Genomic DNA, 13,434 nt, shown 5'->3' with positions numbered 1-13,434 from the left:
CCGTGACCTCCGCAGCTCCGATCCGTGTCGCCATCGCCGAGGACTCCGTCCTCCTGCGCGAGGGCCTCGTCCGACTCTTCGAGGACGCGGGCTTCGCGGTGGTCGGAGCGTACGGGGACGCCGTCGGCCTGCTGGCCGCGCTCGCCTCCGAACCGGCCGGCGTCGACGTCGCCGTCCTCGACGTGCGCATGCCGCCGACGTTCCGCGACGAGGGAGTGCGTGCAGCCCTCGAGATCCGGCGCCTGCATCCGCACATCGCGGTGCTGCTGCTGAGCCAGTACGTCGAGGTCACCTACGCGCACGAGCTGCTCGGCTCGGGCGAGGGGGGTATGGGCTACCTGCTGAAAGACCGGGTCGCCTCCGTCGACGAGCTGCGCGACGCCGTCGAGCGCGTCGCCGCCGGCGGAACGGTGCTCGACCCGCAGGTCGTCGCCTCCCTCCTGCAGCGCAACCGCGATCCGCTCGCCGGACTCACCCCGCGCGAGCGCGAGGTGCTCGAGGCGATGGCCGAGGGGCGGACGAACGCGGGCATCGCCTCCGCTCTTTTCATCGGCGTCGGAGCGGTGGAGAAGAATGTGACCTCGATCTTCCAGAAGCTGGGGCTCGAGGACTCGGGCTCCGACCACCGCCGCGTGCTCGCCGTGCTCGCCTGGCTGCGCAACGGGCGCTGAGGCACGCCGGCCGTGGCGCGGTTGCCAGCGTGACGACGAGCATCAGCACACCGATAGAAGGACGCGACCATGACTGCTGAAGCACCTCGGCTGCTCTCCCTCGGCCCCGGCCGCACGCCCGTCGTCGCCTCCTCGGCCTGGGTCGCATCCGGCGCCACACTGGTCGGCTCCGTCGAGCTGAGCGAGGAGTCGAGCGTCTGGTACGGCGCCGTGCTCCGTGCGGAGAGCGCCCGCATCAGGCTCGGCCGGGGCAGCAACCTGCAGGACGGTGTCGTGGTGCACGTCGACGCGGGCTACGACACCACGATCGGATCCGGCGTCTCCGTGGGACACAACGCCGTGCTCCACGGGTGCACTCTGGAGGACGAAGTCCTGGTCGGCATGAACGCGACGGTGCTCAACGGTGCGGTCATCGGATCCGGCTCGCTCGTCGCGGCCGGAGCCGTCGTCCTCGAGGGAGCCGTCGTTCCTCCGGGTTCGCTGATCGCCGGTGTCCCGGGCAAGGTGCGGCGTGAACTGACGGACGATGAGCGTGCAGGCATCCGCCGCAACGCCGCCTCCTACATCGCGCTCGCCGAGCTGCACCGCGGAGCGGATCCGGTCGGCTGAGCGCGTTCGCTACCCCACGAGCCACTTCGGCGCTGAGGCGCGAAACGAAGAAACCCCCGGGTGGCCGGGGGTTCTCGTTCGAGAGGGGCTGACGAGAATCGAACTCGCATCATCTGTTTGGAAGACAGAGGCTTTACCACTAAGCTACAGCCCCGAATCGCCGCCCCGATTCTCATCGGAGGGGCCTTCAGGTGGTCCCGGTCGGAGCAGCTCCGCACCAGGTCCCAGAACACACTAGTGCACCGGAGGCGCCGTCGTGGACAGCCGCGGAGTCCCGCGGCGCCCCGGGACCGCGTTCCCGGCAACGGAGTCGCCGTGGAGTACACTTGCGAAGGCCATTTCGGCGTGTCGCGCGAGCGGACGTGCAGGAAGGGCTCGACGAGAGTCCTCACGGCACGGTCAGCCGGCCGGGCATTCCGGGGCGTAGCTCAGCTTGGCTAGAGCGCCCGCTTTGGGAGCGGGAGGTCGCAGGTTCGAATCCTGTCGCCCCGACCACGAGAACTCATCGTGACGACCTCGACCCGTGACGACCGGTCACACGGCGCCGACACCAACCAGCACAGGAGATCCCCTCACGTGAAGACCACCGTAGAAAAGCTCAGCCCGACCCGCGTGAAGCTCGCGATCTCGGTCAGCCCCGATGAGCTCGGCCCCAGCATCAAGCACGCCTACGGCCACATCGCCGAGCAGATCAACGTCCCCGGCTTCCGCAAGGGCAAGGTGCCGCCGGCCATCGTCGACCAGCGCGTCGGCAAGGCCGCCGTGCTCGAGCACGCGGTCAACGAGGGCCTCGACGGCTTCTACCGCGAGGCCGTCCGCGAGAGCGAGGTGCGCCCCCTGGGCCGCCCGCAGGCGGACATCGTCACCTGGCCCAGCGACAAGGACTTCACCGGCGATCTCGAGCTCGCCATCGAGGTCGACGTCCGCCCCGAGATCACCGTTCCCGACTACGACGGCATCGAGCTGACCGTGGACGCCGCGGAGGTGTCCGACGCCGACGTCGACACCGAGCTCGACACGCTGCGCAGCCGCTTCGGCACGCTCGTCACGGTCGACCGTCCGGCCAAGACCGGCGACTTCGCGCAGATCGACCTCATCGCGACCATCGACGGCGCCGAGGTCGACACCGCCAATGCCATCTCGTACGAGCTCGGCTCGGGTGAGCTGATCGAGGGAATCGACGAGGCACTCGACTCGCTCACCGCGGGCGAGAGCACGACCTTCACCGCTCCGCTGCTCGGAGGCGACCACGCCGGCCAGCAGGCCGAGATCGCCGTCACCCTGACCGCCGTCAAGGAGCGCGAGCTCCCCGACGCCGATGACGACTTCGCGCAGATCGCGAGCGAGTTCGACACCATCGCCGAGCTGCGCGAGTCGCTCAAGGAGCAGGCGTCGCAGCAGAAGGTCTTCGGCCAGGGCGGCCAGGCGCGCGAGAAGCTCGTCGAGGCCCTCCTCGAGCTCGTCGAGGTCCCCGTTCCGGCCTCGCTCGTCGAGGACGAGGTGCACCGCCACCTCGAGGGCGAGAACCGCCTCGAGGACGACGAGCACCGCGCCGAGGTCACCGAGGCCAGCGAGAAGACCTTCAAGACCCAGATCCTCCTCGACCACGTCGTCGAGCAGGAGAAGGTCCAGGTCAGCCAGGACGAGCTCACGCAGTACCTCATCCAGGGTGCGGCGCAGTACGGCATGGAGCCGAACGAGTTCATCAAGATCCTGTCCGAGAACAACCAGATCGGCCAGATGGTCGGCGAGGTCGCCCGCAACAAGGCGCTCGCCATCGTCCTGGGCAGGGCGAAGGTGACCGACACCGAGGGCAACCCGGTCGACCTCACCAGCTTCACCGCTGTTCCCGGGGACGACGACGCTGCCGAGGAGGGCACCGACGAGGTCGAGGCGCCCGCCGAGTCCGAGGCCGTGCCCGCCGCCGCCGAGGCCGAGCCCGTCGTCGAGGAGGAGCCCGCTCCCGCCCCCAAGCGCAAGCGCGCCCCCGCCAAGAAGAAGGTCGTCGACGAGGCCGCCGCCGACGAGACTCCGGCCGCCGAGTAGCCGACCCGCCACTCCGACGAGAGCCGCTCCCGATCCGTCGGGGGCGGCTCTCGTCGTCTCGGGCGAGCAGAATCCGCCCCGGGCGAACACCGGCGGCTCGGGCTCCGCCCCCGGCGAACACGGCCGGATCGGTCGGGCACCGTCCGATAGATTCGCCTCCGAAGCGACAACTGAAACGGAGCGACACATGGCCGACATGGTTATGCCCAACAGTGTTTTCGACCGCCTTCTCAAGGACCGGATCATCTGGCTCGGTTCTGAGGTGCGCGACGACAACGCGAACGAGATCGCCGCGAAGCTCCTGCTCCTCGCGGCCGAAGACTCCGAGAAGGACATCTTCCTCTACATCAACTCGCCCGGAGGCTCGATCACGGCGGGCATGGCGATCTACGACACCATGCAGTTCGTCCCGAACGACATCGTGACGGTCGGCATCGGCATGGCGGCGTCCATGGGTCAGCTCCTGCTCACCGCGGGTACCCAGGGCAAGCGCTACATCACGCCGAACGCCCGCGTCCTGCTCCACCAGCCGCACGGCGGCTTCGGAGGCACGGCGTCGGACATCCAGACCCAGGCGCAGCTCATCCTCGACATGAAGAAGCGCCTCGCCGAGATCACCGCCCAGGCGACCGGCAAGACCGTCGAGCAGGTCAACGAGGACGGCGACCGCGACCGCTGGTTCAGCGCCGAGGAGGCCCTGGCCTACGGGTTCGTCGACCACATCCGCTCCTCCGCGACCGACGTCGCCGGCGGCGGCGGCACCGCCATCGACGACTGACGCACCAGACGAGCCGAGAGATCAGGAACAGACAATGACCATCCCCACCTTCGGCGGCACGGCGTTCGGCTCGGGTGCCGCGCCGAGCTCGCGCTACATCCTGCCCACCTTCGAGGAGCGCACGGCCTACGGCTACAAGCGCCAGGACCCCTACGCCAAGCTGTTCGAGGACCGCATCATCTTCCTCGGAGTCCAGGTCGACGACGCGTCGGCCGACGACATCATGGCGCAGCTGCTCGTGCTCGAGAGCCAGGACCCCGACCGCGACATCGTGATGTACATCAACTCGCCCGGTGGCTCGTTCACCGCGATGACGGCGATCTACGACACGATGCAGTACATCCGCCCGCACATCCAGACGGTCGTGCTCGGTCAGGCCGCCTCCGCGGCCGCCGTCCTCACCGCGGCCGGCACGCCGGGCAAGCGCCTGGCCCTGCCGAACGCGCGGATCCTCATCCACCAGCCCGCCGTGCAGCAGGGCGGAGGCCAGGCCTCGGACATCGAGATCCAGGCGGCCGAGATCATGCGCATGCGCGAGTGGCTCGAGGAGACCCTCTCGCACCACTCCAACCGCACTCCGGAGCAGGTCAAGAAGGACATCGATCGCGACAAGATCCTGGGCGCCGACGACGCGCTCGAGTACGGACTGATCGACCAGATCCTGACCAGCCGCAAGAGCCTTCCTGCTCTCACGGCCTGACGGAGGATCAGAAGGGCCGGGAGGCGGAGCGGTCCGCCGACCGGCCCTTCTGCGTGTCAGGAGTGCAGGAGAGGGACTCTCCCTGCCCGATCGCCGTAGCAAACCGACACCCTCTGCGGCAATGGGCGCTGAAACCGGCCCGCCTGCCGGGGCCGCGCGAGTGAGCGGCTAGGCTCGAACCAGAGATCGGTGGTCCCCGCAGACCGCGCCGGATCCGTGCCCCCAGGGCGCACGACACGACCGACGAATCGACGCTCGCCGTCATGATGCACGACAAGGAAGTGGGGCTCCCCGTGGCACGTATCGGAGAAAGCGCCGATCTGCTCAAGTGCTCGTTCTGCGGCAAGAGCCAGAAGCAGGTCCAGCAGCTCATCGCGGGCCCCGGTGTCTACATCTGCGACGAGTGCGTCGAGCTGTGCAACGAGATCATCGAGGAGCGCCTCTCGGAGTCGAGCGAGGAGACGAGCCACGAGTTCGACCTCCCGAAGCCGAAGGAGATCTTCGGCTTCCTCGAGGAGTACGTCATCGGCCAGGAGGCGGCCAAGAAGGCCCTCGCCGTCGCCGTCTACAACCACTACAAGCGCGTACGTGCCCGCAACACCATCACCGCCGCCGACGCGATCCACGACGAGGTGGAGATCGCGAAGAGCAACATCCTCCTGATCGGCCCGACAGGCTGCGGCAAGACGTATCTCGCGCAGACGCTCGCGAAGCGCCTCAACGTGCCCTTCGCCGTCGCCGATGCGACCGCCCTCACCGAGGCGGGCTACGTCGGCGAGGACGTCGAGAACATCCTCCTGAAGCTCATCCAGGCCGCCGACTACGACGTCAAGCGCGCCGAGACCGGGATCATCTACATCGACGAGGTCGACAAGATCGCCCGCAAGGCCGAGAACCCCTCGATCACCCGGGACGTGTCGGGCGAGGGCGTGCAGCAGGCGCTGCTCAAGATCCTCGAGGGCACGGTCGCCTCGGTGCCGCCGCAGGGCGGCCGCAAGCACCCGCACCAGGAGTTCATCCAGATCGACACGACGAACGTCCTGTTCATCGTGGCGGGAGCCTTCGCCGGGCTCGAGGACATCATCTCGTCGAGGGCGGGCAAGCGCGGCATCGGCTTCGGCGCCCCGCTGCACAACAAGGACGACGAGATCAACATCTTCAGCGAGGTCCTGCCGGAGGACCTGCACAAGTTCGGACTCATCCCCGAGTTCATCGGGCGCCTCCCGGTCGTGACGACCGTGACTCAGCTCGATCAGCACGCGCTGATGCAGATCCTGACCGAGCCGCGCAACGCGCTCGTCAAGCAGTACCAGCGCATGTTCGAGATCGACGGGGTCGAGCTCGAGTTCGATCGCGGCGCCCTCGAGGCCATCGCCGATCTCGCCGTGCTGCGGCAGACGGGAGCTCGCGGTCTTCGGGCGATCCTCGAGGAGGTCCTCGGGCCGATCATGTTCGAGGTGCCCTCCTCGGACGAAGTCGCTCGCGTCGTCGTCACCCGTGCCGCCGTGCTCGACAACGCGGCTCCGACGATCGTGCCGCACGCTCCCCGTCGCCAGGAGAAGAGCGCCTGACCCGGTGAGGTCGAGTCCGGTTCGCGCCGATTGGCACGCTCCGACCGACGTCGTCGGCTGACCGCCTTCCCTACTCTGGCGGAGCGCCTCCGACGGGCGCCCGCCGATCGCCGATCGCGGACACAGCGACCGGAGGCACCCCATCGTCCAGCCGCTCCTCGCCGGGATCGTCGCCGCACTCACCGGGTTCTCGAGCTCGTTCGCCATCGTCCTGGCGGGAGTCGTGGCCGTCGGTGCCACGGACCGCCAGGCCGCGTCCGGGCTCCTCGCCGTCTGCGTGCTGCAGGGGGTGCTGTGCATCGCGCTGAGCATCCGGTACCGGATCCCGATGACCTTCGCCTGGAGCACTCCGGGTGCCGCCCTGCTCGCCGCGACGGCGACCCTGCCCGGCGGCTTCGACCGGGCCGTCGGAGCGTTCCTGGTCACCTCCGCCCTGCTCGTGATCACCGGGTTGTGGCCGGCGCTGGGGAGGCTCGTCGGGCGGATCCCGCGTCCGATCGCGAACGCGATGCTCGCGGGCATCCTCTTCCCGCTCGTGCTGGCGCCCGTGCACGCGGCCGTCGAGATCCCCCTGCTCGCGCTCCCCGTGATCCTGGTGTGGCTGATCCTGCTGCGGCTGCTTCCGCGCTGGGCGGTACCGGCGGCGATCGCCCTCGCCATCGTCCTGCTGCTGGTGACCGACGGAGCGGCCCTCTCCGGCGCGCCGCTGCTGCCGGGCCTCGAGTTCGTCGCGCCGGTGTTCGAGCCGGGCGCCGTCGTCGGGATCGGCCTGCCGCTGTACGTCGTGACGATGGCGGGGCAGAACATCCCGGGGATCGCTGTGCTGTCGAGCTTCGGCTACGAGGCGCACTCGCGACCGGCGATCGTCTCCTCCGGAGCGCTGTCGGGCGTCGCCGCCGTGTTCGGCGGAGTGCCGATCAACCTCGCGGCCCTCAGCGCCGCGTTGACCGCGGGCCCGGAGGCGTCTGCGCTGCCCGAGAAACGCTGGATCGCCTCCGTCAGCGCCGGAGCGTCCTACCTGGTGCTCGGCGTGGTCGCCGGAGCGGCCAGCGCCCTGGTGTCGTCGGCGAGCCCGCTGTTGATCGAGGCGGTCGCGGGGCTCGCGCTGCTCGGGGTGTTCGTCTCGGCGGTGCAGGCGGCGGTCGACGAGCCGCGCCTGCGTCTGCCGGCCGTGGCGACCCTGCTGGTCACCGCCTCCGGAACCGCGATCGCCGGCATCGGCTCGGCCTTCTGGGGCCTGGTGGTCGGGCTGGTGGTGCTGGCGTGGCTCAGGCCTCGCCGCAGCGCCTGATCAGGCGAGCCCACGACGGCGCAGCAGCGGCTCGGTGCGCGCGTCACGCCCGCGGAACTCGCGGTAGGCGACGAGCGGATCGCGCGATCCGCCGATGCCGAGGATCATCCGGCGGAAGCGCTCACCCGCCGACCGGTCGAGTCCGCCGTTCTCGCTGAACCACTCCACGGTGTCGGCATCGAGGATCTCGCTCCAGATGTAGGAGTAGTAGCCCGCGGAGTAGCCGCCGGAGAACACGTGCGCGAAGTAGCTGCTGCGGTACCGCGGGGGAACGGCGGGCAGGAGGAGTCCCGCCTTCTCGAGCACGTCCGACTCGAACGCGGCGACGTCACGCTCTGCCACCGGGGCCGCGAGTTCGTGCCAGGCGAGGTCGAGCAGGGCGGAGGCGAGGTACTCGGCGGTCGCGAAGCCCTCGCCCCACAGCGCCGCTGCCTCGAGCTGAGCCACGGTCTCGCCGGGCAGAGCCTCGCCCGTCTCGACATGCCGCGCGTAGCGGGGGAGGAGCGCAGGCCAGCGCACCCACATCTCGTTGACCTGGCTCGGGAACTCGACGAAGTCGCGGAACACGCTGGTCCCGCCGAAGCGTGGGTAACGCGTGGTCGCGAAGAGGCCGTGCAGCGCGTGGCCGAACTCGTGGAACAGCGTGTCGACCTCGTCGAGGCTGAGCAGGGCGGGGCGGCCCGGTCCGGGATCGCTGATGTTGAGGTTGTTGACCACGACAGCCGACGAGTCGAGCAGCGTCGTCCGGGTCGAGAGCGAGTTCATCCAGGCGCCGCCGCGCTTCGAGTCGCGGGTGAAGGGGTCGAACAGGAAGAGCCCGAGGGAGGTCCCGTCCTCCTCGAGCACCTCGAAGACGCGCACGTGCGCGCTGTAGCCGACGAGATCGGTCCGCTCCTCGAAGCGGATGCCGTAGAGACCCAGTGCCGCGGCGAAGACGCCCTCGTGCAGCACCCGCTCGAGCTCGAAGTAGGGGCGCAGAGCACTCGAGTCCACGGCGTAGCTCGCGGTCCGCACCCGCTCCTCGTAGTAGGCGCGGTCCCAGGCCCCGATCGCGAACAGCGGGGCGCCGGCCGCGTCCTGGTCGGCGTCGGCGAGCTCCTGCATCCGCTCGAGCTCGGCGCGGACGTTGCGCGAGGCCGGGGCGGCGAGCTCTTCGAGGAGGGGGCGGACTCGCTCGGGGGAGCCGGCGGTCTGGCCCGAGATCACGAAGTGCGCGTGCGAGGAGAAGCCGAGCAGCTGCGCCCGCTCGGCGCGCAGAGCCGCGATCCGCTGCAGGACCTCGCGGTTGTCGTGCGCGCCTCCCTCGCCCGCTCGACCGACGGAGGCGCGCAGGATCCGCTCGCGGACCGCGCGGTCGTGGAGCCTGGCGAGCCACGGGTGGCCGGAGTAGAGCGGGAGGGTGACCAGGTACCCGTCGGCCCCACGATCGGCGGCGGCTCGGGCTGCCGCGGCGATCTCGGAGTCGTCGAGGCCGTCGAGCTCGGCGGCGGAGCCGAGCAGGACAGCCCGCTGGTTGGTCTCGGCCAGGAGGTTCTTCTCGAAGCGGGTGGTCAGGCTCGAGAGCTGCTCGTTGAGCGCGCTGAGCCGGATCTTGCCGGTCTCGTCGAGCAGGGCACCCGCCCGCTCGAATCCGGTCAGCACGCGCTCGAGGAGGTAGGCGGTCTCGGCGTCGAGGTCGAGGGACGGCGCGCGGTCGGCCAGGGAGCGCAGGCGGGCGACGAGGCGCGGATCCAGTGTGATCGCGTCGTCGTGCGCCGAGAGCAGCGGTGCGAGCTCCTCCTCCAGGGCATCGGTGAGCTCGGTGCGGTCCGAGGCGCTCACCGTGTAGAAGACGGCGCTCACGCGGCGGAGGGAGCGACCGGAGCGCTCGAGGGCGACCAGGGTGTTCTCGATCGTGGGCTCGTCGGGGGAACCGGCGATGTCCTCGACCTCGGCGCGGTGGCGGCGCAGCGCCTCCAGGAACGCCTCCCGGTAGGCCTCGGGATCAACGGCTGCGAAGTCGGGGAGCCCGTGCGGCAGGGGGCTCGGCTCGAGCAGGACGGCGACGGACTCGGAGGTGCTCATCCTGCGAGCCTAAGGGCGTCGTGCTGTCGGGCCGGCCCGACCAGGCGTCAGCCCCAGTCGTCGTCCTCGCCCTCGACGCGGCCCTGCGGCTGCGTGATGTACGCCGCGTCCTCGTCGGGCTTGTACGTGATCGTCGTGCCGTCGTCGAGCTCGAGCACGGGCTTGCCCTCGAGCCAGGTCAGCTGCCAGCGCCAGTCGAAGGCGTCGGTGCCGGAGGAGCCCAGCTCCTCCTCGACATCGCGGATCGCGGTCACCACGATCTCGGGCAGGGTCTGCGGCGGCTGCTCGCCGACGGGCCAGCGGGATCCGAGTTGCATCAGGGTGTTCCTCTCGTCTGGGTGTTCGTGCGAGGGGCCGGCGCACCGGCCCCTCGCACAGCGACTACTCGGTCTCGAGCTCGATCTGGACGGCCAGTGTCGCACCCTCGACGACCTCGAGGTCGGCGATCCGGCCGACCGCCGCGAGGTCGGCCGCCGCGAGTCGGAGCGGTGCCACCAGCTCGGCGGGAGCGGTGACGACCGCTCGGCGCGCCGGCGTCTTCTGCGAGGCTTTGGCATCGGTCTTCGCACGGCGCACGGCCGTGAGCACCGAGCTGGCGGCCGTCAGCACGACGGGGTCGCCACCGAGGCCGCCCGCCTCGGGCCACGACGTGGAATGCACCGAGCCCTCGTGCGACCACGACCACGTCTCCTCCGTCGCGAACGGGATGAACGGCGCGAAGAGGCGCAGCAGGACGTCGAGGGCGAGGTGCAGGGCCGCGGCCGCCGAGGCGCCGTCCTCACCGTAGGCGCGCTCCTTGACCAGCTCGAGGTAGTCGTCGCAGAAGGTCCAGAAGAACGCCTCGGTGGTCTCGAGCGCGCGGGCGTGGTCGTAGTTCTCGAACGCGGTGGTCGCCTCCGCCGTCACTCTGTCGAGAGTCGCGAGCATGCTCAGGTCGAGCGGATCGGTGATCTCGGCGCCCTCGGTCGGCACCTCGAAACCGTGGATGAACTTGGCCGCGTTCAGCACCTTGATGGCGAGGCGCCTCCCGATCTTGATCTGCGTCGGGTTCTGCGGGTCGAACGCGGCGTCGGTGCCCAGCCGTGAGGAGGCGGCCCAGTAGCGCACCGCGTCGGAGCCGTGCTGCTCGAGCATGCCCGCCGGAGTGACGACGTTGCCCTTCGACTTCGACATCTTCTTGCGGTCGGGGTCGACGATGAAGCCCGAGACCGTGGCGTTGCTCCACGGCGCACGCCCGTCCTCGAGCTGCGAGCGCAGGAGCGTCGAGAACAGCCAGGTGCGGATGATGTCCTGGCCCTGAGGGCGCAGGTCGTAGGGCGCGACGAGCTCCCAGAGCTCCGGGTCGCGCTCCCATCCGCCGGCGAGCTGCGGGGTGAGAGACGAGGTCGCCCAGGTGTCCATCACATCGAGCTCGCCCTGGAACCCGCCGGGGATCCCGCGCTGCTCTTCGGAGTAGCCGGGAGCCGCGTCCGAGGAGGGGTCGACGGGCAGCGCCGACTCCTCGGGCACGAGCGGTGAGTCGAAGACGGGGTTGCCGTCGCCGTCGAGCGGGTACCAGACCGGGATCGGCACGCCGAAGAAGCGCTGGCGCGAGATCAGCCAGTCGCCCGAGAGGCCGTTGACCCAGTTCTCGTAGCGGACGCGCATGAACTCCGGCACGAAGCGCACGTCGCGGCCGAGCTCGAGCAGGCGCTCCTTGAGCCCGGCGTCGCGCGCGCCGTTGGTGATGTACCACTGCCGGGTCGACACGATCTCGAGCGGCTTGTCGCCCTTCTCGAAGAACTTGACCTGGTGGGTGATCGGGCGGGGGTCGCCGACCATCTCGCCCGACTCCTGCAGGAGGGCCACGACGGCCTGCTTGGCCGAGAACACGGTCTTGCCGGCGAGCTGCTCGTAGGCGGCCCGTCCGCTCGCGCTCGTGATGGCGGCCGGCGCCTCCGAGATGATCCGCCCGTCGAAGCCGAGGATCGCGCGGTTGGGCAGGTCGAGTTCGCGCCACCAGACGACGTCGGTCACGTCGCCGAAGGTGCAGATCATCGCGATGCCCGATCCCTTGTCCTTCTGCGCGAGGTGGTGCGCGAGCACCGGCACCTCGACGTCGAAGAGCGGGGTGCGGACGGTGGTGCCGAAGAGCGCCTGGTACCGCTCGTCGTCGGGGTGCGCCACGAGCGCGACGCAGGCCGGGAGCAGCTCGGGCCGCGTGGTCTCGATGAAGACGTCCTCCGCGCCGTGGAACGCGATGCGGTGGTAGGCGCCGGGCTGGTCCTTGTCCTCGAGCTCGGCCTGCGCGACCGCGGTGCGGAACGTGATGTCCCACAGGGTCGGCGCCTGAGCCTGGTACGCCTCGCCGCGGGCCAGGTTGCGCAGGAACGCGCGCTGCGACGCGGCCTGCGACTCCTCGCCGATGGTGCGGTAGCTCTGGGTCCAGTCGACCGAGAGGCCGAGGGTGCGCCAGAGGTCCTCGAACTGCTTCTCGTCCTCGACGGTCAGCCGCTCGCAGAGCTCGATGAAGTTGCGGCGCGAGATCGGCTTCTGGTCGGCGGCCTTGCTGCTCTTGTTGTCGCCGCCCTCGAACGGAGGGGTGAAGCCGGCCTCGTAGGGCAGGGTCGGGTCGCAGCGCACCCCGTAGTAGTTCTGCACGCGGCGCTCGGTCGGCAGCCCGTTGTCGTCCCAGCCCATCGGGTAGAAGACGCTCCGGCCGCGCATGCGCTGGAATCGGGCGACGACGTCGGTGTGCGTGTACGAGAAGACGTGGCCGATGTGCAGCGACCCCGACGCGGTCGGCGGCGGAGTGTCGATCGAGTAGACGTCGGCGCGGGAGAGACCGGTGCGGTCGAACCGGTAGGTCCCGTCGGTCTGCCAGACGAGCCCCCACTTGCTCTCGAGCCCCTCGAGGGCGGGCTTGGCGGGTATCTGCGCGGCGGAAGTCATGGTTCTCCGGTTCGATATGGGCGGCACCGTGTCGGTGGTGATGATGCCTGGATGGCGGCACTGGAGCGGGATCGCTCGACGGCCGCGTCGATTCTACGCGGCACGCGGGCTCGGTTCTCCGGCTCAGTCGACGAGCGGCGCGAAGCCGCTGCAGACCGGAGCGAGGGCCTCGTCGAGGTAGGGCACGAGCTCGCCCCGCGTGGGCCCGGCCGCGGCCCAGGCCTGGACCGCGGCCACGGCTGCTCCGACGCTGGAGTACGCGAGCGCCCGGGTGAGGTGGGAGGGCAGTGGATGCGCGCACCTCCGCTCGATGAAGTCCGCGACCACGGCGGCCTGCCGCACGAGCCGCGACAGCGCGGAGGCCTGCAGCTCGTGCACGCTGCCGATCAGCTCCGACTGGGTGAGCGCCCACGGCACGGTCGAGGGCCCGAAGCCCTCGCCGACCGACAGCAGAGCGCCGCGGAGCGCCTGCATCACCGGGAGCGCGGGATCGACCGCGGCGAGCGCCTCCGGCAGCTCCGCGAGGCGGTCGTCGACGAGCACCCAGAAGACGTCGCTCTTGGACTCGAAGTAGTTGAAGAAGGTGTTGCGCGAGACGCCCGCGCGCTGGGCGATCTGCTCCACCGTGGTCCCCGCGTAGCTCTGCTCGACGAAGAGGTCGAGCGCCGCGTCCTCGAGCATCGATCGAGACGACGCCCGGGGCCGTCCTCGTGCTGCTGACCGCGCCATCACCGCTCCTGCCCCGCCTCCGCCGACGCGCTACGATATCGGGT

At 70.1% G+C, this 13,434-nt stretch carries 11 protein-coding genes and 2 tRNA genes; 8 read left to right on the top strand and 5 right to left on the bottom strand.

The annotated features are described in order from the left end of the window. Window positions 1–2: 2 nt before the first annotated feature. Window positions 3–671 carry a response regulator transcription factor gene (locus ASG06_RS14885; protein WP_056043920.1) on the top strand — a complete coding sequence of 223 codons (669 nt, stop codon included), beginning with the start codon at window positions 3–5 and terminating at the stop codon, window positions 669–671. Between the two features lie 69 nt (window positions 672–740). Next, complete coding sequence (locus ASG06_RS14880; protein ID WP_056043917.1) at window positions 741–1,280, top strand: gamma carbonic anhydrase family protein; 540 nt, start codon at window positions 741–743, stop codon at window positions 1,278–1,280. An 83-nt stretch (window positions 1,281–1,363) separates the two neighbouring features. Here ASG06_RS14880 and ASG06_RS14875 read toward each other — a convergent pair. Then, window positions 1,364–1,434, bottom strand: a tRNA-Gly gene (locus ASG06_RS14875). Window positions 1,435–1,697: 263 nt separating this feature from the next. On the opposite strand from ASG06_RS14875, the gene ASG06_RS14870 reads away from it, so the two are divergent. The 6 genes from ASG06_RS14870 to ASG06_RS14845 all read left to right on the top strand — a co-directional run bounded on the left by ASG06_RS14870 (window position 1,698) and on the right by ASG06_RS14845 (window position 7,666). Beyond that, a tRNA-Pro gene (locus tag ASG06_RS14870) sits at window positions 1,698–1,775 on the top strand. An 81-nt stretch (window positions 1,776–1,856) separates the two neighbouring features. After that, window positions 1,857–3,326 carry a trigger factor gene (gene tig, locus ASG06_RS14865; RefSeq protein ID WP_056043914.1) on the top strand — a complete coding sequence of 490 codons (1,470 nt, stop codon included), beginning with the start codon at window positions 1,857–1,859 and terminating at the stop codon, window positions 3,324–3,326. 127 nt (window positions 3,327–3,453) lie between these two features. Beyond that, window positions 3,454–4,104 (top strand): ATP-dependent Clp protease proteolytic subunit, encoded by a 651-nt coding sequence (locus tag ASG06_RS14860; RefSeq protein ID WP_268788340.1) that lies wholly within the window; start codon window positions 3,454–3,456, stop codon window positions 4,102–4,104. 34 nt (window positions 4,105–4,138) lie between these two features. Then, window positions 4,139–4,804, top strand: coding sequence for an ATP-dependent Clp protease proteolytic subunit (locus ASG06_RS14855; protein ID WP_056043907.1), 666 nt, complete (start codon window positions 4,139–4,141; stop codon window positions 4,802–4,804). A 293-nt stretch (window positions 4,805–5,097) separates the two neighbouring features. Further along, window positions 5,098–6,375 (top strand): ATP-dependent Clp protease ATP-binding subunit ClpX, encoded by a 1,278-nt coding sequence (gene clpX, locus ASG06_RS14850; RefSeq protein ID WP_056044578.1) that lies wholly within the window; start codon window positions 5,098–5,100, stop codon window positions 6,373–6,375. A gap of 106 nt (window positions 6,376–6,481) precedes the next feature. Continuing rightward, window positions 6,482–7,666 carry a benzoate/H(+) symporter BenE family transporter gene (locus tag ASG06_RS14845; protein WP_056043904.1) on the top strand — a complete coding sequence of 395 codons (1,185 nt, stop codon included), beginning with the start codon at window positions 6,482–6,484 and terminating at the stop codon, window positions 7,664–7,666. Here ASG06_RS14845 and ASG06_RS14840 read toward each other — a convergent pair whose 3' ends face one another. The 4 genes from ASG06_RS14840 to ASG06_RS14825 all read right to left on the bottom strand — a co-directional run bounded on the left by ASG06_RS14840 (window position 7,667) and on the right by ASG06_RS14825 (window position 13,342). Then, complete coding sequence (locus ASG06_RS14840) at window positions 7,667–9,730, bottom strand: M3 family metallopeptidase (protein ID WP_056043901.1); 2,064 nt, start codon at window positions 9,728–9,730, stop codon at window positions 7,667–7,669. It abuts the gene before it with no gap. 47 nt (window positions 9,731–9,777) lie between these two features. After that, window positions 9,778–10,047 carry a hypothetical protein gene (locus ASG06_RS14835; protein ID WP_056074161.1) on the bottom strand — a complete coding sequence of 90 codons (270 nt, stop codon included), beginning with the start codon at window positions 10,045–10,047 and terminating at the stop codon, window positions 9,778–9,780. Window positions 10,048–10,111: 64 nt separating this feature from the next. After that, window positions 10,112–12,661: a valine--tRNA ligase gene (gene valS / locus ASG06_RS14830; RefSeq protein ID WP_056043895.1), complete on the bottom strand. Its 2,550-nt coding sequence runs from the start codon at window positions 12,659–12,661 to the stop codon at window positions 10,112–10,114. A gap of 123 nt (window positions 12,662–12,784) precedes the next feature. Then, the gene (locus ASG06_RS14825) at window positions 12,785–13,342 is read right to left on the bottom strand and encodes a TetR/AcrR family transcriptional regulator (RefSeq protein ID WP_231727769.1); all 558 of its coding nucleotides are present in this window, start codon (window positions 13,340–13,342) and stop codon (window positions 12,785–12,787) included. Window positions 13,343–13,434 lie beyond the last annotated feature (92 nt).

It is taken from the genome of Rathayibacter sp. Leaf185 (genome assembly GCF_001423885.1).
In the GTDB taxonomy this organism is placed as follows: Bacteria; Actinomycetota; Actinomycetes; order Actinomycetales; family Microbacteriaceae; genus Rathayibacter.
Note: the sequence above shows the minus strand (reverse complement) of the source record. Positions and strands in the feature narration are given on the sequence as shown.